The sequence below is a fragment of the Vibrio pomeroyi genome (assembly GCA_041879425.1).
Lineage (GTDB): Bacteria > Pseudomonadota > Gammaproteobacteria > Enterobacterales > Vibrionaceae > Vibrio > Vibrio pomeroyi_A.
On sequence record CP090854.1, the window covers coordinates 216911 to 238148 of the forward strand.

At 40.1% G+C, this 21238-nt stretch carries 19 protein-coding genes; 15 read left to right on the forward strand and 4 right to left on the reverse strand.

From position 1 onward, the window contains the following. Positions 1 to 89: 89 nt before the first annotated feature. From L0992_00995 to gpmM, 13 genes are all read left to right on the forward strand, one after another. Positions 90 to 1196: a hypothetical protein gene (locus L0992_00995; protein XGB67342.1), complete on the forward strand. Its 1107-nt coding sequence runs from the start codon at positions 90 to 92 to the stop codon at positions 1194 to 1196. 18 nt (positions 1197 to 1214) lie between these two features. Then, on the forward strand, positions 1215 to 2417 hold the full coding sequence (locus tag L0992_01000; GenBank protein XGB67343.1) for a hypothetical protein: 1203 nt from the start codon (positions 1215 to 1217) through the stop codon (positions 2415 to 2417). A 476-nt stretch (positions 2418 to 2893) separates the two neighbouring features. Then, positions 2894 to 4840 (forward strand): acyltransferase, encoded by a 1947-nt coding sequence (locus L0992_01005; GenBank protein XGB67344.1) that lies wholly within the window; start codon positions 2894 to 2896, stop codon positions 4838 to 4840. A 373-nt stretch (positions 4841 to 5213) separates the two neighbouring features. Then, positions 5214 to 6089: a glycosyltransferase family 2 protein gene (locus tag L0992_01010; protein XGB67345.1), complete on the forward strand. Its 876-nt coding sequence runs from the start codon at positions 5214 to 5216 to the stop codon at positions 6087 to 6089. Next, positions 6089 to 7327: a glycosyltransferase family 4 protein gene (locus L0992_01015; protein XGB67346.1), complete on the forward strand. Its 1239-nt coding sequence runs from the start codon at positions 6089 to 6091 to the stop codon at positions 7325 to 7327. Before L0992_01010 ends, L0992_01015 begins: the two co-directional genes overlap by 1 nt. After that, positions 7287 to 7910, forward strand: coding sequence for a sugar transferase (locus L0992_01020; protein XGB67347.1), 624 nt, complete (start codon positions 7287 to 7289; stop codon positions 7908 to 7910). Before L0992_01015 ends, L0992_01020 begins: the two co-directional genes overlap by 41 nt. Next, complete coding sequence (locus tag L0992_01025) at positions 7900 to 8553, forward strand: acetyltransferase (protein XGB67348.1); 654 nt, start codon at positions 7900 to 7902, stop codon at positions 8551 to 8553. Before L0992_01020 ends, L0992_01025 begins: the two co-directional genes overlap by 11 nt. Then, positions 8553 to 8975 carry a MaoC family dehydratase gene (locus L0992_01030; GenBank protein ID XGB67349.1) on the forward strand — a complete coding sequence of 141 codons (423 nt, stop codon included), beginning with the start codon at positions 8553 to 8555 and terminating at the stop codon, positions 8973 to 8975. Before L0992_01025 ends, L0992_01030 begins: the two co-directional genes overlap by 1 nt. Before the next feature lie 11 nt (positions 8976 to 8986). Further along, the gene (locus L0992_01035; GenBank protein XGB67350.1) at positions 8987 to 10162 is read left to right on the forward strand and encodes a DegT/DnrJ/EryC1/StrS aminotransferase family protein; all 1176 of its coding nucleotides are present in this window, start codon (positions 8987 to 8989) and stop codon (positions 10160 to 10162) included. A gap of 100 nt (positions 10163 to 10262) precedes the next feature. After that, the gene (locus L0992_01040; protein ID XGB68662.1) at positions 10263 to 11429 is read left to right on the forward strand and encodes a nucleotide sugar dehydrogenase; all 1167 of its coding nucleotides are present in this window, start codon (positions 10263 to 10265) and stop codon (positions 11427 to 11429) included. 343 nt (positions 11430 to 11772) lie between these two features. Then, a complete protein-coding gene (locus L0992_01045; GenBank protein ID XGB67351.1) occupies positions 11773 to 13710 on the forward strand; it encodes a polysaccharide biosynthesis protein in 1938 nt (645 codons plus the stop codon). 157 nt (positions 13711 to 13867) lie between these two features. Beyond that, on the forward strand, positions 13868 to 14050 hold the full coding sequence (locus L0992_01050; protein ID XGB67352.1) for a hypothetical protein: 183 nt from the start codon (positions 13868 to 13870) through the stop codon (positions 14048 to 14050). Between the two features lie 226 nt (positions 14051 to 14276). After that, the gene (gpmM, locus tag L0992_01055) at positions 14277 to 15809 is read left to right on the forward strand and encodes a 2,3-bisphosphoglycerate-independent phosphoglycerate mutase (GenBank protein XGB67353.1); all 1533 of its coding nucleotides are present in this window, start codon (positions 14277 to 14279) and stop codon (positions 15807 to 15809) included. A gap of 443 nt (positions 15810 to 16252) precedes the next feature. On the opposite strand, the gene L0992_01060 is transcribed toward gpmM, so the two are convergent. The 4 genes from L0992_01060 to L0992_01075 all read right to left on the reverse strand — a co-directional run bounded on the left by L0992_01060 (position 16253) and on the right by L0992_01075 (position 18871). Further along, positions 16253 to 16600 (reverse strand): type II toxin-antitoxin system RelE/ParE family toxin, encoded by a 348-nt coding sequence (locus L0992_01060; GenBank protein XGB67354.1) that lies wholly within the window; start codon positions 16598 to 16600, stop codon positions 16253 to 16255. Positions 16601 to 16613: 13 nt separating this feature from the next. After that, entirely contained in the window at positions 16614 to 16853 is a 240-nt protein-coding gene (locus L0992_01065) for a type II toxin-antitoxin system Phd/YefM family antitoxin (GenBank protein XGB67355.1), read from the reverse strand. Positions 16854 to 16961: 108 nt separating this feature from the next. Then, positions 16962 to 17444, reverse strand: a complete 483-nt coding sequence (locus L0992_01070; protein XGB67356.1) for a methylated-DNA--[protein]-cysteine S-methyltransferase — start codon at positions 17442 to 17444, stop codon at positions 16962 to 16964. 83 nt (positions 17445 to 17527) lie between these two features. Then, entirely contained in the window at positions 17528 to 18871 is a 1344-nt protein-coding gene (locus tag L0992_01075; protein XGB67357.1) for an MATE family efflux transporter, read from the reverse strand. A gap of 218 nt (positions 18872 to 19089) precedes the next feature. Between L0992_01075 and L0992_01080 the strand changes: the two genes are divergently transcribed. Both L0992_01080 and groL read left to right on the forward strand, forming a co-directional pair. Next, positions 19090 to 19380, forward strand: a complete 291-nt coding sequence (locus L0992_01080; GenBank protein XGB67358.1) for a co-chaperone GroES — start codon at positions 19090 to 19092, stop codon at positions 19378 to 19380. Positions 19381 to 19586: 206 nt separating this feature from the next. Next, entirely contained in the window at positions 19587 to 21233 is a 1647-nt protein-coding gene (gene groL, locus L0992_01085) for a chaperonin GroEL (GenBank protein ID XGB67359.1), read from the forward strand. Positions 21234 to 21238: the final 5 nt, after the last annotated feature.

Genomic DNA, 21238 nt, shown 5'->3' on the forward strand with positions numbered 1-21238 from the left:
TGATCAGGAAATTCATAGCTAATTTAAACAAATTATCATGACTAATTCTTATTCAAAAATTTCATTAAATATACTAGTAAGGCTATAAATTGAATTATATAGATTTTATTTCTGAGTTTCTGAAGCGCTCACCTTTTTTACCCAAAAAAGACAGTATAATTACAGGCACTAATGGTCTCTATGGAGAAGTAGAGACATCGTATAGGATTTTATCTCATTGGTCATTACTTATAAAAGAATCCAAAATAGGTAAGGATGGAGTGGTTGGCTTTATTGATTTATTTTTAAATGAGTTTGAAAATCATGATTTGGAAGTTGGACCGTTTAAAGCAAGGGATTCCTTAACAAAAGACACTAGTAATGGTTTAATCGGTACAGCGTGGAATATAGAGGGTATTGTTTCTGTCATTGAGCTGTGCCGAATGTATTCTCTTACTGAGTACAGAGATGCCGAAGCGACACTCTTAAAGATGATTAGGGATATTTATAACCATTATAATTATAGTCTAAGTGATTGTAATTGGCCTAATGTGGTTGAACCTGATGGTAAACGGCTAGGTTTAGATAGAACATTTAATCATCAACTTTGGTTTGCAGCTAGTAAGTATCAATCATATAAATTGCTTGCTTCTAATGAGCCATTAGAAGATGTTAGTCATTTTATTAATAACTTGCACGTTAACCAAAAAACTAACCATGTTGGTACGATTTACCACACATTAGGTACATACCCTCACTACCATAAAACATTTATAAAAAGGTTAATTTCTAGAGCATACAGAGTTGATATGGTTCAGAAAGAATACGGCTATCATGGTTTTAATTTATTAGCGTTTGTTCGATTATACAATGACGGTAAAAAAGAAATTTTAGGAAGAATTGTTGAATCTCTTAAAGTGACAAAGACAGATAATTTTAGAACTAACCAAGAAAATAATAGATATGGCTCATCATATAACCCTGTCGGTTTGGAAATTGCTGTTGCAATATCATACACTTCATTTGATAACCCTGATATATTATTTTGGATCAACCATCATTTCTCTAACCATTTCGATGAGACAATTTTTCAATTTAAAAATTCAAATGATCTACCGACATTGAATGCTAGACTTTATGAGTTAACTTATATTAACAAAGAAACGAAAAATATATTACAATATAACGTAAGTGAAAACTTATGGTCCTTTAAATAGAATTATAATGGCACCAGTGTGAGAAAGATTTTTTCTAGTTATTTTCTTATAATATTTTTCTTCCCTCTTATTCCTATGGTGATGGGGAATTCTCAGATTCATATAAATTTCATTACATTAGTATGTAGTGTTTTATTTTTAGTCAAATTCAGAAGTGAAATTGCATATAATTCATTTTATATCTTGGCAATTTACTTTTTTTTCATGCAGATTTTTTTGTTTGGAAGTGTGTGGTCCGCTATTAGTCATGAAGAGTTATCTAGTTCTTCAATACTTTCTGTTTTAAGGCCAACATTATTATTTTTACTATATTTTTCTACGTTAGAAATCTGTAGACGTTATGATTTTTATACCACTCCGGAATTTAAATTTTTAATTTTTATTTCTTTTATATATGTAATATTTGAGGTTTTTTTTCTACAATACAGTCAATCCTTTATCACATTGTTTTATAAGAGAGAGTTTCGGCCTGAACTATTCTTTGTTGGTACGACCTTTTTTGGTACATCATATTATTCGGCTTACTCATTTTATTGTATATATCTCCTTTCTTTTGTGAGCTTATACAATAACCGTCGATTGATAGATAAAGTTGTTCTTTCTATGGCTTTCTGTTTGGTTTTTTTAAGCTTGAGTAAGACAATGATTTTTTCTCTGTTAATATCATCGTATTTGATGCTTTTAGTTTACGTCAGGGTAAAGCTGATTAGATTCTTTATATTTTTTATCCCGCTATTGTTTACTTTTATCTTGTTTTATTACCAAGCTGAGATTTCTGAAATGCTTTCTGACGCTGGTGTTCCAGCTTTAAGTTCTATTAAAACTTTACTTTATGATTCATCTAATTCGGGTTCGGTAATTACTCGAAGTCAACAAGTTATTGATTCTTTTGAACTTAGCCAGAGTTATAGCGCTATATTTGGTGCGGGTCTTGGCCAGTCAGCAAGTATCGAGTCTCTACCTGCGGTTTTCTTATATCGATATGGACTAATAGGTTTGATTTTTTTCTATATAATCAATCTGGTTTTATTTATATTTTCAGTCTATAAGTTGGTTCAAGGCGGGAAAGAAAATTTCGCAATTTATTTCGTTCTTAGTCTTTGGTTAATTACTTTACCTGTGACACAGTTAAGCGGTGTAATGATAGAGCAATCAAAGATGGCATTTATTTCTGCAATTATGCTAGGGTATTTATTTAAGTCTAATGTTAAACGGACCTGATAGCTGTAGAATTTATCCTAAATGACTTTAGTTAGATTGATTATTAGTATTAAGTTAGTTTTATTTGATTCTCAGAATTACCGCCTAGGATTGGGGGGATTTCTCCTTGAGGTTATAGCACTGAAGAAGTGCGCCTGCTAAAAGTAACCTTTTATTCACCACAAGTAAGAGGAAACATCTATATGGACGATTATACAAATATAAGCTCTCAGATGTCTATTGGCGTTGTAAACACCATATAGTTTAGAATCCAAAGTACAAAAATAATATTGTAAAGGTGCTTTATGGTTCAATCTATATTTCGTGCAATATTAAAGGCTGCGGTGTTTTAGAGTTAAATGTTCCACCAAGTTATATATATTGTTTTCATTGTTCCTCTCAAGTTGTCAGTTTCAATTCTGCTATAGGTTTTTTAGGATATCAATCTTTAATAAAACTAATTTTTGTAAATTTACTCTTTTAAATAGGAAAAAAAATTGAATTTTCGGCATGACATTAACGGTTTAAGAGCCATAGCTGTAATTGCTGTAGTTATATTTCACTTCAATTCAGGTTGGCTTCCAGGAGGTTTTGCTGGAGTTGACGTCTTTTTTGTTATTTCTGGTTTTTTGATGACTAGTATTATTTTAAAAGGGTTAGAAAATAATACTTTTAGTCTTGTTGATTTTTATATTTCAAGAGGGAATAGGATCATACCGCCTCTGGCTTTCCTTTGTTTTATATTAATAGTTTTTGGTTTTTTTTATTTATCAACAAAAGACTACATACAGCTGAGTAAACACATAACTTCAAGTGTCACTTTCTTTTCTAACTTTTTTTATTGGCACGAATCTGGATATTTTGCGCAAGAGTCTCATGAAAAGTGGTTACTTCATACATGGTCTTTATCGGCAGAATGGCAATTTTATATCCTTTATCCGATTATTTTGATCTTTTTGAAAAGGTTTTTCTCTATTTCCTTAGTAAAACGTATAATCTTTTCAGGAATGATTTTTGGATTTATATACAGTGCATTTGCAACACAAATTTGGCCCGATGCTGCATATTATTTATTGCCTACAAGGGCATGGGAAATGATAGCCGGAGGAGTTGCGTATATCTATCCTTTAAATATTAAGGGTAGAGGGAAAGCAACAATTGAAGGACTAGGGCTTCTTTTTGTTTTTTCTTCTTTTATCTTTGTATCTGAAAAAACACTGTGGCCAGGATATATGGCAATTCTACCAGTGCTGGGCACGTATCTGGTTATTATATCAAATAGGCAGGATAGCATTTTTACCTCAAATCGAGTTAGCCAATATTTGGGGCGTTGGTCATATTCCATTTATTTATGGCACTGGCCAATCTTCGTTTTGTTTAATCAAAAGATAAATATCATTGGTTCCGAGTTTGTTGGTCTGTTATTGTCTATCGTTGTAGGTTTCTTTAGTTATAGGTTTATTGAAACTGTTCGTTTTAAAAAAAATATTAATTTCTCTGGCCTGTTAAAGAGTCCGCCACTCTATTTATCAATTTTGATTATTATATTAGGAAGTTCTATATATTTGAAGAAAGGATACCCAGAAAGGTTTAGTAGTGATATTACATTGAATTTAAGTGATTCTTTTAGCTTAGTTGTCGATGGTGAAAAATGTCATAATTCGGCAAACTTCGAATCGTCTTGTGGGCGTAGTCGTTCACTAGAACCTAATATTCTTTTATTGGGCGACAGTCATGCTGGGACAATCGCAGCTGAACTTTACGCTTTATCGGATGAAAAAGGGTATTCATATAGGCAATTTACACATGGTGGGTGTACACAAATTGACACTGTTGTAAGATACAATGAATCTCGGTTTGGTAAAGAGGAAGATACTCGCTGTACTAGTGTTAGTAAGGAGGTTGCTGATCATCTAGAAAATTCCATATCACCTAGATATACGATTGTTTACATGGTGAGGATGCCTCTATATCTGAGTGGCGAACGCTTTGATAATGGAGAAGGCGGTAAAGAGTCAAAACCTAAGGCTTGGGTTGAGTCAACCACAGAACGTAATTCTAGAGAAGAAATATCGAGTAAGTTAAGCCATTGGAATGCTTTAGGGCACAAATTAATCCTTGTTTATCCAGTCCCTGAGGTTGGTTGGGATGTAACAAAGTATGCTTTTATCAATAACCTAGAGCCTCTAGTGTATAAAGATAAGATTGAAAAATTAATAACAACTTCTTACTCTCTATTCAAGAGCAGAACTTTTTCTTCGTACGCTGTATTTGATGCAGTTGATGGTGTTAACGTTTTTAGAGTTTATCCTGAAAACTTATTTTGTTCACCGAAAATTGGGTGTTTAGCAAATAATGACTCTAACTTTTATTATTTCGATGATGATCATCTGTCAAAACATGGGGCTAAAATGCTTGTCGAAAAAATTTCAAACAAAATTTAGTGTGTAATTGTTTTCCCTTATTTTAATTGAAATTATATGATAAAGCGTTCTGTTGCTGGGTTTTTATACATGACCTTATTTTGATTTTACATCAACCTTAGTTTTTATGAACGAACTTTTCAGCGATAAATAACTTATCTAGTAGCTATGATAGACCTGCCTTTGGTCTAATTCGGTCAGCAATACCATGCATATCTGTTTATTAATTTCCAGAATATAGGAATCGATGATATAAATTTATTCATGTATAACTAACCTAATACTTTGTGTTTTTACGTGTTTGATATGAAAGTTAATGATACGTGATCTTTATTTTAATTTCCGCTTATTAGCTTTTCAAGCTAAAAGTGGTATTTTCTAAAATGGTAGGCTAATGAACTTAGAAAATAAAATCTTACTAACTGTAATCATTCCCCACTACAATTCTCCGTCAAGCTTAGAAAGACTGTTATCTTCCATTCCACGAGTAGATTCTTGTCAAGTTATAGTAATCGATGACCATAGTTCAATAGATTTGACTGATGTTCGTCGTGCTTTCAATTGGGTTGAATTTTTAACACAGGACGTAGGAAAAAAATGGGCTGGCGCAGCTCGGAATAAAGGTCTTAGTCATGCCAGGGGAGAGTATGTATTGTTTGCTGATGCTGACGATTATTTTGTGCCAGAGGCCTTTAGTACTATAAATCCTTATTTATCTGGGGAGCATGATGTTGTATATTTCTCGCCTACAAGTACTTATGATGACGGGACACCATCAACAAGACATTATAAATATAATGACCTGGTTATAAAATATCTTGAAAATAGTGATGATACAATAAGGTATGAATACTTTGTACCCTGGAGTAAACTTTTTAAATTAAGCTTTATTAAAGAAAGAAATATCTTGTTTGATGAGGTTGTTGCATCTAATGATGTTATGTTTTCATTATTAACAGGGTTTTATGGAGATAATTTCAAGGTTTCTAATGAAACAATTTATTGTGTTGTTGAAAGCCATAATTCATTAACAAAGGTTATTAGTGAGCAAGTTGTTGATTCTCGATTTAAAGTATTATGTAGATATAATGATTTTGTGAAAAGAGAATTGTGTGAAGGCAGACAGATAGCAGCTGTTTCTTGTATAAGTAGAGCGAGAAAAATAAGCTTATTCAAAATGTTATCAGTTTTGTTTTTCTCATTGCATAAAGGTTATCCTATTGCACCAAATAAAAGTGGCTTCAAGCGTTGGGTAAAAAGGTTATTTTAATGAATATTTTATATCTACATCAATATTTTGCAACACCTGAATCAAATGGGGGCACGAGATCGTTTGAAATGGCAAAACGCTTTGTTTCAAACGGGCATAATGTTACATTTATTACCTCTTCCGCTTTTCTATCTGAAGATTATTGTCTTTCTTCAGGGTGGAATGAAATCGATATTGAGGGGATTAAATTAAATGTACTTCATTTGCCATACTCTAACAACGATTCTTATTTGAAAAGAAGTTTGAAATTTGTACAGTTTTCTTTAAAGGCTATCCCAAAATCATTAAAAGTTAAGTCAGATGTTATTCTCGCTACAAGTACACCACTTACTATTGCAATCCCCGGGATAATTTGCTCTAAGATAAATAAAATCCCCATGGTCTTTGAGGTTAGAGATCTATGGCCAGAGCTGCCAGTTGCTGTTGGTGCTATTAAAAATAAAGTTTTAATATGGTTGGCAGAAAATCTCGAAAGCTATGCCTATCATAATGCAACTAGGTTAATTGGGCTGTCTCCTGGCATGTGTGATGGCATCAAAAGGAAAGGTATAGCCAGTGATAAGATAACTCTTGCGACCAATAGTTGTGATACCGAGCTTTTCGATGTAGATGAAAATGTCGGGGCTACCTATAAGAAAGAAAAGGTATCTTTTGTCGGCGATAGAAAACTTGTTGTTTATACAGGAACATTCGGACCAATAAATGATGTGAGTTATATCGTAAGTTTGGCTAAAGCTTCTTTAAATCAATCAAGTAACGTGTGTTTTGTTGCCATTGGTTCCGGTATGCAAAAAGAACTAGTTCTCGAGTTAGCAAAATCAGAGGGGGTTTTAAATAATAACTTGTTTATATTAGATCCCGTCCCAAAAACTGAAATAGTAAAGCTTTTATCGGCCGCTGACCTATCATTATCCCTCTTCGGCCCAGTAGAAGAAATGTGGCATAATTCAGCCAATAAGTTGTTTGATGCTTTAGCTTCTGGAACTCCTATCGCTATTAATTATGGCGGCTGGCAAAAAGACTTAATTGAAACATATGAATGTGGAGTTGTTTTACATGAGAAAGATTTTTCACAAGCAGCTTTAACAATCAATGAGTTTTTAAATGACGAAAAAGCTTACGTTTCTGCTAAATTTTCTTGTAAGGATTTAGCCTATAACCATTATTCGCGGGATATCATGGCTAAACGATTAGAAGATGCGCTCTTGGAGGCTGTCAACAATGAAAAGACCGTTTGATTTTCTCGCGTCTCTTATTGCACTTATCTGTTTAGCTCCTGTTATCTCTTTAGTTGCTTGGAAGATTCGCAAAAACCTTGGCTCTCCCGTTTTATTTCGGCAAACTCGTCCTGGGTTGAACGGAAAGCCATTTGAAATGGTGAAGTTTCGCAGCATGAAAGATGCTGTTGATGCTAATGGCAACTCACTACCAGACGATGAGCGTATGACGCCGTTTGGTGACAAGTTACGCTCAAGTAGCCTAGATGAGTTACCAGGTCTTTGGAACGTATTGAAAGGGGACATGAGTTTAGTCGGCCCTCGTCCTTTATTAGTGCAATATCTTCCCCTTTATAACAAAGAGCAAGCTCGCCGCCATGACGTTCGTCCTGGGATAACGGGATGGGCGCAAATCAATGGTCGAAATGCAATTAGTTGGGAAGATAAATTCGCACTAGATGTCTGGTATGTTGATAATCGAACTTTCTTATTAGATATGAAAATATTATTTTTAACTGTTAAAAAGGTATTCATTAAAGAAGGTATTTCAGCAGAAGGTGAAGCTACTATGCCAGCTTTTAAAGGTAACTTTAATGAAAAATGAAAATATTATTGCAGTCTATGGAGCTAGTGGTTTTGGAAAGGAAGTGATTCCATTAGTGAAATCTGTATATGGTTCTTATTATGATTTGGTGTTTATTGACGATAATTTTGATGGTCTCAATTTAAATGATTACAAAGTCTTTAAGTATGAAGAATTCATAAATACTAATTATTGCAAAAAGTATGCAGTTATAGCTATTGCAGACTCTAATGTTAGAAAAGCATTAGCAGAAAAATTAACTTCAGATGGAATTGAGCATTTAGATGTTCACTCTAACAATTCAGTGCTTTTAGACAGCAACCAAATCGGTAAAGGGAGTATTTTATGCCCTTTTACAACTATTACCTCAAATGTTCAAATTGGTGATTTCTTCCATGCTAATTTATACAGTTATGTTGCGCATGATTGTGTCATTGGTGATTATGTTACTTTTGCGCCATCAGTTAAATGTAATGGGAATGTCGTCGTCGAGGATTTTGCATACATTGGAACTGGTGCAGTTATCAAACAAGGTACACCTAAACGCCCAATTGTTATTGGTGAAGGCGCAGTCGTCGGTATGGGGGCTGTAGTAACCAAGAGTGTTAAGGCGGGTGATATCGTATTTGGTAATCCTGCTAAATCTTTAAAAAGGGGGAAGTAGTGAAAGAAGTCGTTTCTGGTGTCCTATTTGAAGATATTGAAGTCGGTATGTTTGTTAGTTATTCACAAACAATAACAGATGCTGATGTAAAAGGGTTTGCCGGATTATCTGGTGATCATAATCCTGTTCATGTGGATGAGCAATTTGCAGAAGGCTCACGCTTTAAAAAGAGAATTGCCCACGGATTGATTTCTGGTAGTTTTTTTTCTGCGTTATTTGGTACTAAACTTCCGGGGCCTGGTTGTGTGTATGTTGCTCAGTCTTTTAATTTTAAACGAGCTGTTTATTTAGGTGATACTGTTACAGCAACAGCAACCGTTACGAAAATTGACGATAGAAAACGTCGAGTCTTTTTTGATACCGTTTGTAAAGTGAGAAATAAGACAGTTATCGATGGTGTTGCAGAGCTTTATGTTCCTTAGAGAGATACAAAATGTTAAATACTCATTTTTCCCCTTGGCCTTCGTTTACTCAAGAGGAAGCGGACGCCGTAAGTAAGGTTGTACTTTCAAATAAAGTTAACTATTGGACGGGTCAAGAAGGTCGTGAATTCGAAAAAGAGTTTGCGGCTTGGGTTGGTTGTGAATATGCAGTGGCTCTGGGTAACGGTACATTAGCGTTAGATCTTGCATTAAAAGCATTTGGGGTTGGTCAAGGTGATGAAGTGATCACCACATCTCGTACTTTCTTAGCATCGGCTTCCTCTATTGTGACAGCTGGTGCGACGCCTGTTTTTGCGGATGTGGATCTGAACAGTCAAAACATCACTGCTGAATCGATACAAGCGGTACTTACGCCAAAAACCAAGGTCGTGATTGTTGTTCACCTTGCAGGTATGCCAGCCGAGATGGATGCGATCATGGCGCTTTCTGAACAGCATGGCTTTAAGGTTATTGAAGATTGTGCTCAGGCACACGGCGCAAAATACAAAGGTCGCAGTGTCGGTACTATAGGTCATATTGGTGCTTGGTCTTTCTGCCAAGACAAGATCATGACCACTGGCGGCGAAGGCGGCATGGTAACCACTAACGACAAAGATCTGTGGTCGTTTATGTGGTCTTATAAGGATCATGGTAAAAGCTATGACGCCATTTACAACCGCGAGCACCCACCGGGCTTCCGTTGGCTTCATGAAAGCTTTGGGACCAACTGGCGCATGACAGAAATGCAAGCCGCTATTGGTCGTATCCAAATTCAACGTATGACTGATTGGACGCAAAAGCGTCAAGCTAACGCTGCTGTGATTGAAGAGGAGATGGCTGATCTTCCAATTGTTCGCCGTGTGGATATTCCTGAATACATTGAACATGCTGAATATAAGCATTATATGTTCATTCGCCCTGAACATCTAAAACCAGGTTGGACTCGCGATAAAATTGTTGATGCGATTGTTGAACACGGTGTGCCTGCATATCAAGGCAGTTGTTCTGAGGTTTATCTAGAAAAAGCATTTGATGGCACAAGTTACAGGCCAGAAACACCGTTAAAGAATGCGGTTGAGCTAGGTGAAACCAGCTTAATGTTTTTAGTGCACCCAACCTTAACGCTGGGAGAGATCAATAAAACGGCTGAAGTTATACGTACCGTTCTACTCGAAGCTCAGCTTTAACAATGTATCTTGATAGGGAAAGTAATAATTTCCCCCTATTTAAGAACGTATCAAATTTATTACAACGTCAACTAAGAATAAAATGAAAATGAAAATGAAAATGAAAATTGCAATTGCCGGTACAGGCTATGTAGGCTTATCAAATGCGATGCTGTTATCACAGCATCATGACGTTGTCGCAGTCGATATTATAGAAGAGAAAGTGAGGTTACTGAACGATAAATTATCTCCAATCGTTGATGCTGAAATTGAAGACTTCTTGGCGAATAAGTCATTAAACTTCGCTGCGACACTCGATAAAGAGTTAGCGTATTCCAATGCGGAATACGTCATCATTGCCACTCCTACTGATTACGATGTTGAAACTAATTACTTCAATACCTCTTCCGTTGAAGCGGTAATTAAAGATGTGATGGCGATTAACCCAAATGCAGTGATGGTGATTAAATCTACCGTTCCTGTGGGGTATACCGCGCGTATTAAGCAAGAGCTAGAGTGTGAAAACCTCATGTTTTCTCCTGAGTTTCTACGTGAAGGTAAAGCGCTATACGACAACCTGCACCCATCACGTATTGTGGTGGGTGAACGCTCTGAACGCGCACAAGTTTTTGCGAACTTGTTGCTAGAAGGGGCGGTTAAAAAAGATGTTGAAATCCTGTATACCGATTCAACAGAAGCCGAAGCCGTAAAGCTGTTCTCTAACACTTATTTGGCACTTCGCGTAGCTTACTTTAATGAACTAGATACTTACGCAGAATCACACGGGCTAGATACGCGTCAAATCATTGATGGCGTCTGTTTAGACCCGCGTATTGGCTCGCACTACAACAACCCTTCTTTTGGTTACGGTGGTTACTGCTTACCAAAGGATACTAAACAGTTACGTGCGAACTACTCAGATGTACCAAATAACATTATTGGTGCAATTGTAGACTCGAACACCACTCGCAAAGATTTTATTGCTGATTCGATTATCAAACGCAACCCAAGACGTGTTGGTATTTATCGATTAGTAATGAAATCAGGCTCTGACAACTTCCGTGCTTCTAGTATTCAAGGCATCATGAAACGCCTCAAAGCCAAAGGTATCGAAGTGGTGGTGTTTGAACCAGAACTAAAAGAAAAAGAGTTTTTCCGTTCACTGGTGCTAACGGATTTCGAGCAGTTTAAATCAAGCTGTGATGTGATTGTCTCAAACCGTATGGCCCAAGAGTTGACGGATGTGAAAGATAAAGTGTATACACGCGATTTATTTGGTTCTGATTAAGGACTAAATAACAATGTGTCTGGTAACGAGAGTTGTTGTTTGATAAATGGCACTCCTATTATAAAGGTATTTCTTCGCGGCTTTTATTATTAGTTTTCTGGATTAGGCGTTTCAGGTATGAAATGGACGCTCGTATAAGATGTTTTCTTGGACACGTCACAAATACCCCAATAGCTGAAAGTTGTCGAACTGTTGGGGCTTTTATATCAATAACAAATTAAAGCGCGAATTAAATATTCGGGTTATCTTTTGCAAGTTCTCTTTGCGAATTTAAATAATGTTCAACACATCCACTCATGCAGTTTTTGTGGTTTATTAAATACTCATAAATAAGAATAACTTTATGCAACGTCTAAACTTCATATGGCACCTTTCTCGTTTTAAAAAGCGGGTTATCAGTGTTTCTATTGATGCTTTACTCATTATATTCTCTCTGCACATTGCGCTGTGGACAAGGCTAGGCGATTTCCAATTTTTGAATGATGGCGATAATTTATTACTGACAGGCTTAACAGTAATAACTACCGTGCTTATTTTTACTAAATTAGGGCTTTATCGCGCAGTACTTAGGTTTCTCACCTTTCAAGCGCTGTTTGTGGTAACGGCTGGCGCAATATTGTCGGCAATCTCTTTGGCTCTGTTTGCTTATTACCTGCAAGAACCTGTCCCTCGTACGGTGCCTATTATTTACGGTGCTTATTTAGCCTTGTTGTGCGGTGGTTCTCGTTTGGTGGTTCGCAATCTTGTCGCGACGACGTCAAAAGATATTCGTCAAGAAGTGCTGATCTACGGTGCAGGCTCTGGTGGCCGACAATTGGCAGTCGCGTTAAGAGCGTCTGAAAACTATCGAGTACGCGCGTTTATTGATGAAGATAAAACGCTCACCAATACTGTTATTTTGGGTTTGCCTGTTATTGATTTGGATAAAGCGGAAGGGTTAATTGAGAAGCACGACGTTTCTAAAATCTTACTCGCGATACCTAGCGCTTCTCGTGCTCGTCGTAAGCAAGTGTTGGATTTGTTGGCACAGCTGCCAGTTGAGATTCAAACCGTTCCTGAAATGGCCGATATTGTGTCAGGTAAAGCAAAAATTGATGAGCTTACCGATGTGCCTATCGAAGATTTGCTCGGTCGTGATGCGGTGGCACCTCAGCAAGCACTGATGGAAGCCAATATCAAAGGCAAAGTGGTGATGGTGACCGGTGCTGGCGGTTCTATTGGTTCTGAACTTTGTCGTCAAATCCTTAAACAACAACCTAAAACATTAGTGTTGTTTGAAGTGTCTGAATTTGGCTTATACCAAATTGATCGTGAGCTTTCGCTCGTCAAAGAAACTAAAGGTTATGAAGTGGAGATCGTCCCACTATTAGGTTCGGTGCAGCGTTCACATCGATTGTTAACCTCAATGCAGTCTTTTGGTGTGCAAACGGTTTACCATGCAGCAGCCTATAAGCACGTTCCTCTCGTTGAGTACAACGTGGTAGAAGGTGTGCGTAATAATGTTTACGGGACTTACTATACGGCGAAAGCGGCGATCGAAGCGGGTGTTGAATCGTTTGTGCTTATCTCAACAGACAAAGCGGTACGCCCAACTAACGTGATGGGCACGACCAAGCGTATGGCGGAATTAGGGCTGCAAGCCTTGGCTGAACAAGAGAACCAAAAAGAGCACGGTACTCGTTTTTGTATGGTTCGTTTTGGTAATGTGCTGGGATCGTCTGGCTCTGTCATTCCTCTGTTTAAAAGGCAGATTAAAGCCGGTGGTCCACTCACCGTTACCCACCGTGATATTACCCGTTTCTTTATGACCATCCCTGAAGCGGCACAGTTGGTTATCCAAGCAGGGGCAATGGGTAAAGGCGGTGATGTATTCGTTCTTGATATGGGCGAATCAGTCAAAATTACCGACCTTGCAGAAAATTTGATTAACCTTTCTGGTCTTTCAGTTAAGAATGAAGAGAATCCTCATGGTGATATTGAGATTCAGTTCTCAGGTTTACGTCCAGGTGAGAAGCTCTATGAAGAGTTATTGATTGGCGATAATGTATCCCCAACAGCTCATGAGCGAATCATGGCTGCACAAGAAGTTTTCTTACCGATTAATGAATATGACACGCTACTTGAATCTTTGGATTTCGCTTGTCACAACTTACAACATGATACGATTCGCCGGCTTCTGCTCGATGCACCAACTGGGTTTAAGCCGACAGACGGGATAGGGGATTTGGTTTGGAATGCTGCTCAGTACAAAGAGACGCTCCTTCTAGAACCTAGAACCTAGAACCTAGAACCTAGAACCTAGAACCTAGACCGATATTGGGTTCGGTGATGTGAATTATGACCTTCCGTTAGCGTGTTGTTTACACAATTCTTTCGAAGATGTTCTGTTTATTGTCCATAATTACTATGAGCTTTAATAGCGATATGAGGCAGTAATCATGATAATAGATATTTCATCTAATCAAGAAATTGAAGAAAGTTTGGATCAAATATTGTGGGATGATTTTAGCTTTCAATATGTTACCAACAAAACCACAGTGATAGAGCAACCGGTGGTGCATGATCTAAAATCACAGGACGATGATGAAGATCATGACACTGAAATTAATCTTCTAAACTGAAGAGCCGTGAGGCTACCGTTGTTGCGTTTTTTCGATATGGATGGTGGGGATATAAGTGTTCATATCCCTACTTTACTCCCTCCTAAAATGACGCTTTTTTTCATGTTCGATCATCCTACCTGCGCCCTTTCTTGATCTTCCACTACAGTTTTGACTGTAAACTGTAGTAAAATTACGCTAATTTGTTTTTATACCGATTTATTTTGAATTGAACGAGGTCAGTCCTATGTCAGCTAAGAAGCCAATGGCTCTAGTGATCCTTGACGGTTACGGTTACCGTGAAGACAACCAAGACAACGCTATCGCGAACGCTAATACACCTGTATTAGACGGTCTTATTGCTAACCAACCTAACACGCTAATCTCGGCTTCTGGCTTAGATGTAGGCCTACCAGATGGTCAAATGGGTAACTCTGAAGTGGGTCACACCAACATCGGTGCGGGTCGCGTGGTATACCAAGACCTTACTCGTATTACTAAGTCAATTTCAGATGGCGAGTTCGGCCAAACTGAAACGCTAGTTAACGCTATCGATAAAGCGGTGAAAGCTGAGAAAGCGGTTCACATCATGGGCCTTATGTCTCCAGGTGGCGTTCACTCTCATGAAGACCACATCTATGCAGCGGTTGAAATGGCAGCAGAGCGTGGCGCAGAGAAAATCTACCTACACGCATTCTTAGACGGTCGTGATACGCCGCCACGTAGCGCAGAAAACACATTAGCACGCTTCCAAGAGTTATTCGCTAAACTGGGTAAAGGTCGTGTTGCTTCGCTTATTGGTCGTTACTACGCAATGGACCGTGATAACAACTGGGATCGTGTTCAAGAGTCTTACGACTTGCTTACGCAAGCAAAAGCAGAATTCACATTCGACACTGCAGTAGCTGGCCTAGAAGCGGCTTACGCTCGTGACGAGAACGATGAGTTTGTTAAAGCGACTGAAATCAAAGCAGAAGGCGAAGAGTCTGCAGCTATCGTTGATGGCGATGCGGTTATCTTCATGAACTACCGTGCTGACCGTGCTCGTGAAATTACACGTGCATTCGTTCCTGATTTCGATGGTTTTGCTCGCAACGTATTCCCAGCGATCGATTTCGTGATGCTGACTCAATACGCTGCAGACATCCCGCTTCTATGTGCATTCCCACCGGCTTCTCTTGAGAACACCTACGGTGAATGGCTATCGAAGGAAGGTAAAACACAGCTACGTATCTCTGAAACAGAGAAATACGCGCACGTGACTTTCTTCTTCAATGGTGGTATCGAAGACGAGTTCGAAGGCGAAGAGCGTCAACTTGTTGCATCTCCAAAAGTAGCGACTTACGACCTACAGCCTGAAATGAGCGCTCCAGAGCTAACTGAAAAGCTAGTTGCAGCAATCAAAGGTGGCAAGTACGACGCTATCGTTTGTAACTTCCCTAACTGTGACATGGTTGGCCACACTGGCGTTTACGATGCAGCAGTGAAAGCAGTAGAGTCTCTAGACGAGTGTCTTGGCAAAGTGGTTGAAGCAATCAAAGAAGCTGACGGCCAACTGCTTATCACAGCAGACCATGGTAACGCAGAAATGATGGTTAACCCAGAAACGGGCGGCATCCATACTGCACACACTAACCTACCAGTGCCACTTATCTACGTAGGTAACAAAGACGTTGAGTTCAAAGAAGGCGGTAAGCTGTCTGACCTAGCACCAACGATGCTTTCTCTGTCTGGTATCGCAATCCCGGCTGAGATGTCAGGTGACGTGATCGTTAAGTAATTGTTTGGCTCAGCGGTTCACGTTGAGCTTTAACGATTTTGAAAGCCCGCACTTCAAAGTGCGGGCTTTTTTATAGATGCGAGATACGAGTAAACGGGATACGAAGAGCGAAGAGCAGATTCGGGATGCGGGTAAACGAGATTCGAAGAGCTTTAAGAGCAGATACGGGATGCGAGTAAACCGGTCACTAACAGAATGAGAGCTGTTATATATATTCGCATCTCGAATCTCGTTACTCTCATCTGCTCTAGACTGTCATTCCAGAATTGAGGAACGAAATATCTGGAATCTCGTACCACGTATTACTTTTCATATTTGGTGTTTTACATCAAGAGAGATTCCCTATCACGCTCGTGCCTCGCTGTAGGGAATGATGTTGTAAAAAGTGTAATGAGAAAGAGCGGGTACGGGATGTAGGTAATCGAGATTCGAAGAGCTAAACGCTATTTGTAGAGTATGCAGTGTTGAATGAGTAGTTGTTCTAAATTTTGTTTTTGCAATGCGATCACATCAACAACGACTCTCGTTTCTTTCGGATGAGCTGACGGTAACGTTCGGTAGATAATACGAAAACTATCGAGATGAAATTCGCGAAAGTTTTTCACTCCAAGCTCTAGTAAAGAAGGGGCAATGTTTGCAGCATGAGGGTTATCAGAGACTAAGGCTTCAAATCGGTCGAGAAGAGCTTCTATGCGTTCAATAACAGCCACTTCACTCGAATAATCACTTAAGTAATTAATTAAAGCATCAAGTAGTTGCTCAAAGGTGTTGGTGTACTCGATGGTGGTCATATTATTGAGCCGACTACTTACGCTTTGCCAGTTTATCTCGAACCTGAGAGCTGGAGTTTACTCGGCCATATTTTTCATCATCAATAGAAAACGACAATAGTTTCATTAGCGCTATAGCTTCATCTCTGCGCTTTCGATCTTCATAGGATTCAATCGTATAAGCGGGCTTACCATTTTGAGTAATGGTCATAGGCTCAGATAAATCGAGGTTGGCCGCGTGCTTTTTTAAGTAACTTATCGTTTCAGTTGACATTATCATCACCTCTTAATGTGGAGGTTTAAATGTAGACTATATTTAGTCTGATGACAACGGCACTTCTTGATGGTGAAACTTTATATGATCGGTCTAGCATGATAAGGCTTATTGCGTTCTATCTAAAACCGAACGCTCAAAATCCAACAACCACTCTTTGCGGTTCATGCCGCCGGTGTAGCCAGTTAATGTTCCATTCGCACCGATGACTCGGTGGCAGGGGACTACGATGCTAAATGGATTCTTGCCATTTGCACCACCCACTGCTCTGACGGCTTTTGGTTTGTCCATTCTCTTTGCTTGTTCGCCATAACTGATGGTTTCTCCATAAGGGATACTGGTTAAGGCGACCCAGGCTTTGCGTTGGAAATCGGTACCTTTGGGTTCTAAAGGTAAGTCAAAGCTAGTGCATTGGCCTGCAAAGTATTCGTCCAGTTGGCGAGCGGTTTCAAGGCATAACGAGTCGGGATTTTCTGTCAGCTCTGGTTCGGTATTGAGATGGTCAATTTCAATGATTGCATCGCCATTGCTTATGATGACCATTTTGCCCATTGGCGCGTTGTAGAGCATTTTGTAAGTGGTGTCTTCCATGTCATATTCCTTCTTCTAGTCTTCTAGTCTTCTAGTCTTCTAGTCTTTTATCTGCTGTTACTTTAAAGCCTTTCGTATTTCGGTTACTCGCATTCCGCATTGGCTTGAGCTCTAACACGAAGCGCAAAGCAATACCCGGATATACCACCCAGAACATTGCCGAGTGCTAAACCAATAAACAGCCCTTCAACGCCGTCGATTTGGCTGCCTATCCACGCAAAGGGTAAGGTAAACACAAACAGACGCATGAAGCTCCATTGGAAGGCTTTAAGTGGTTGGTGCATCGCGTTCATGCCGCTGATCAACATCATCACAATGCCTTGGAACCCATAGCTAAAGGGCACGACTAGCAGGTAATGCCACAATATGCCTCGCACCGACTCTTCTTGAGAGAACAAAGCGGCCAAAGGGATGCTCAGTGGCACCATCATTAAGAAGACCAACCCTTGGAATAGTAGGGCAAAGCGCATGCTTAGAAACAGGGCCTTAAAACTGCGCTGAGGGTTGTTTGCGCCAAAGTTCTGCGCCATGAAAGGCGTCAGAGCCGAAGTAAGAGACATCAACACAATGATAAGAATGGACTCAATACGTTGCGCTGCGCCATACGCCGCCACCGCTTCAGTCCCTTGCTTGGCTAACATCATCATAATGATGGCACCAGCTAGTGGGTTTAGCGCATTGGAGAGTGCAGCTGGAGTGCCGATAGTGAGAATTTGTTTCCAGTCATCGATGATGCTTTTTAGTTTGGGCGGAGCAAGTAGCTTTTCTCGTATGATTAATACATACAGTGAGCCACACAATGCACCAAACCAACTGAATCCGCTAGCAATGGCTGCACCTTGAATCCCTAGCTCAGGGAAAGGCCCGCAACCGAAGATCAGCAGCGGGTCGAGAATGCCGTTAATCAGGCCAGCCAGCATCATAATCTTAGCGGGTGTTTTGGTGTCGCCACTCGCACGTATTGCGCTGTTGCCTGCCATAGGAATGACAAGCAGTGGTATCGATAAATACCAGACCGACATGTATTCGGATATCAGTGGCAGTAACTCAGGTTCTGCTCCCAACAGTGTAAACATAGGCTCTAGCGTTACGAGCCCCAGAGTTGATGCAAAACCTACAAGAAGAACTGCAAGCAATAAACCGTGACAGGTAAAGCGAGCCGCATTTTGCGCACAACCTTGGCCAAGTAACCGACCGATACATGTCGATAAGCCAATACCAATCCCCATGGTGATGCAGTTGATGGCAAAGGTGACTGGAAAGGTAAAACTCACCGCTGCTAAGGCTTGGGTGCCGAGCAATGAGATGAAGAAAGTATCGACGAGATTAAACATCAAGATCGCCACCATACCGAATATGGTCGGTATGGTCATGGTACGCAATGTACTCTCAATAGGGGCGGTTAATAGCCCGTGCTTATCTTGCATGTAAAACGCCGATTGAAACTAAAACCGTAGGATAAACAGATGCGGGATACGAGTAAACGAAAAGCAGGGAAAGATGAGGGGTGAGAATCTGCACTTTAGCTCACAATTTTTTCGTTCCCCCCTTGGGATTCATCACATTGTCCCCAACATATTGTTTGACCCACGCTAATCGTGGCAACTATCAAAATTTAAATGGAAATTATCAGGAGATAAGACCGATGAATATCCGTCCTCTACATGACCGAGTTATCGTTGAGCGCCAAGAAGTTGAATCTAAATCTGCTGGTGGCATCGTTCTAACTGGTTCTGCCGCAGAAAAATCGACTCGCGGTATCATTCTAGCTGTTGGCAAAGGCCGCATTCTAGAAAACGGTTCAGTGCAACCGTTGGACGTAAAAGTTGGCGATACCGTTATCTTTGCTGAAGGTTACGGCACGAAAACTGAAAAAATCGACGGCAAAGAAGTTCTGATCATGTCTGAAAACGACATCATGGCGATCGTCGAGTAATCTATTTTTCATTTAACTCTCAGTAAAAGTTATCAGAGCCAGTATTGGATGATTCATATCGTCATTCCAGAAATGAGGAACGAATTATCTGGAATCTAAACAGAGTGCGATTTGAGTAGATTCTGAATCACGTTCGTCCCTCACTGTTCAGAATGACGCGATAACGCTGAGACGCCCCGAAACAAAGAATTTGAAAGGAAATTAAGATGGCTGCTAAAGACGTTAAATTTGGTAATGACGCACGTATTAAAATGCTAGAAGGTGTAAACGTTCTGGCTGACGCAGTAAAAGTAACACTAGGTCCTAAAGGCCGTAACGTTGTTCTAGACAAATCATTTGGCGCACCGACTATCACTAAAGATGGTGTTTCAGTTGCACGTGAAATCGAACTTGAAGACAAGTTCCAAAACATGGGCGCACAAATGGTTAAAGAAGTGGCTTCGCAAGCGAATGACGCGGCGGGCGACGGAACAACAACAGCAACAGTATTGGCTCAGTCGATTATCGCTGAAGGCCTAAAAGCGGTTGCTGCGGGTATGAACCCAATGGATCTCAAGCGCGGCATCGACAAAGCGGTTATCGCGGCTGTAGAAGAACTGAAGAACCTTTCTGTTCCATGTGCAGATACGAAAGCTATCGCGCAAGTCGGTACTATCTCTGCAAACTCTGACGCTACAGTGGGAAACATCATTGCTGAAGCGATGGAAAAAGTAGGCCGTGATGGCGTTATCACTGTTGAAGAAGGTCAGGCTCTACAAGACGAGCTAGACGTAGTTGAAGGTATGCAGTTCGACCGCGGTTACCTATCTCCTTACTTCATCAACAACCAAGAAGCGGGTTCTGTTGATCTAGAAAGCCCATTCATTCTTCTTATCGACAAGAAAATTTCGAACATTCGTGAGCTTCTTCCGACTCTAGAAGCAGTAGCAAAAGCATCTCGTCCACTTCTTATCATCGCTGAAGATGTAGAAGGCGAAGCGCTAGCAACGCTTGTTGTGAACAACATGCGTGGCATCGTGAAAGTCGCGGCTGTTAAAGCGCCTGGTTTCGGTGACCGTCGTAAGTCTATGCTACAAGATATCGCTATCCTAACGGGCGGTACGGTTATCTCTGAAGAGATCGGCCTAGACCTAGAGAAAGTAACGCTAGAAGACCTAGGTCAAGCTAAGCGTGTAACTATCACTAAAGAAAACTCAACCATCATCGATGGCGCGGGCGAAGAAACAATGATCCAAGGTCGCGTTTCTCAAATCCGTCAACAAATCGAAGATGCAACGTCTGACTACGACAAAGAGAAACTTCAAGAGCGCGTAGCTAAGCTAGCTGGCGGTGTTGCAGTAATCAAAGTGGGCGCTGCAACTGAAGTTGAGATGAAAGAGAAGAAAGACCGCGTTGAAGATGCACTTCACGCAACTCGCGCTGCCGTTGAAGAAGGTGTGGTTGCTGGTGGTGGTGTTGCACTTATCCGCGCTGCATCTAAAGTTGCTGGCCTTGAAGGCGACAACGAAGAGCAAAACGTCGGTATCCGTGTTGCACTACGTGCAATGGAATCGCCTATCCGTCAAATCACGAAGAACGCAGGTGATGAAGAATCTGTTGTTGCTAACAACGTTCGTGCTGGCGAAGGTAACTACGGTTACAACGCGGCGACTGGCGAATACGGCGACATGATTGCAATGGGTATCCTAGATCCAACTAAGGTAACTCGCTCTGCACTTCAGTTCGCAGCATCAGTTGCTGGTCTTATGATCACAACAGAAGCGATGATCACTGACAAGCCTCAAGATTCAGCTCCTGCAATGCCTGATATGGGTGGCATGGGCGGTATGGGTGGTATGGGCGGCATGATGTAGTCATC

Coding starts and splice junctions, on each gene's coding strand:
- groL (XGB67359.1), top strand. CDS start 19,587: ATGGCTGCTAAAGACGTTAAATTTGGTAATGACGCACGTATTAAAATG.
- L0992_01020 (XGB67347.1), top strand. CDS start 7,287: ATGCGCTCTTGGAGGCTGTCAACAATGAAAAGACCGTTTGATTTTCTC.
- L0992_01060 (XGB67354.1), bottom strand. CDS start 16,600: ATGACCACCATCGAGTACACCAACACCTTTGAGCAACTACTTGATGCT.
- L0992_01075 (XGB67357.1), bottom strand. CDS start 18,871: ATGCAAGATAAGCACGGGCTATTAACCGCCCCTATTGAGAGTACATTG.
- L0992_01045 (XGB67351.1), top strand. CDS start 11,773: ATGCAACGTCTAAACTTCATATGGCACCTTTCTCGTTTTAAAAAGCGG.
- L0992_01050 (XGB67352.1), top strand. CDS start 13,868: ATGATAATAGATATTTCATCTAATCAAGAAATTGAAGAAAGTTTGGAT.
- L0992_01010 (XGB67345.1), top strand. CDS start 5,214: ATGAACTTAGAAAATAAAATCTTACTAACTGTAATCATTCCCCACTAC.
- L0992_01025 (XGB67348.1), top strand. CDS start 7,900: ATGAAAAATGAAAATATTATTGCAGTCTATGGAGCTAGTGGTTTTGGA.
- L0992_01070 (XGB67356.1), bottom strand. CDS start 17,444: ATGGAAGACACCACTTACAAAATGCTCTACAACGCGCCAATGGGCAAA.
- L0992_01040 (XGB68662.1), top strand. CDS start 10,263: ATGAAAATTGCAATTGCCGGTACAGGCTATGTAGGCTTATCAAATGCG.
- gpmM (XGB67353.1), top strand. CDS start 14,277: ATGTCAGCTAAGAAGCCAATGGCTCTAGTGATCCTTGACGGTTACGGT.
- L0992_01080 (XGB67358.1), top strand. CDS start 19,090: ATGAATATCCGTCCTCTACATGACCGAGTTATCGTTGAGCGCCAAGAA.
- L0992_01035 (XGB67350.1), top strand. CDS start 8,987: ATGTTAAATACTCATTTTTCCCCTTGGCCTTCGTTTACTCAAGAGGAA.
- L0992_01065 (XGB67355.1), bottom strand. CDS start 16,853: ATGTCAACTGAAACGATAAGTTACTTAAAAAAGCACGCGGCCAACCTC.
- L0992_01015 (XGB67346.1), top strand. CDS start 6,089: ATGAATATTTTATATCTACATCAATATTTTGCAACACCTGAATCAAAT.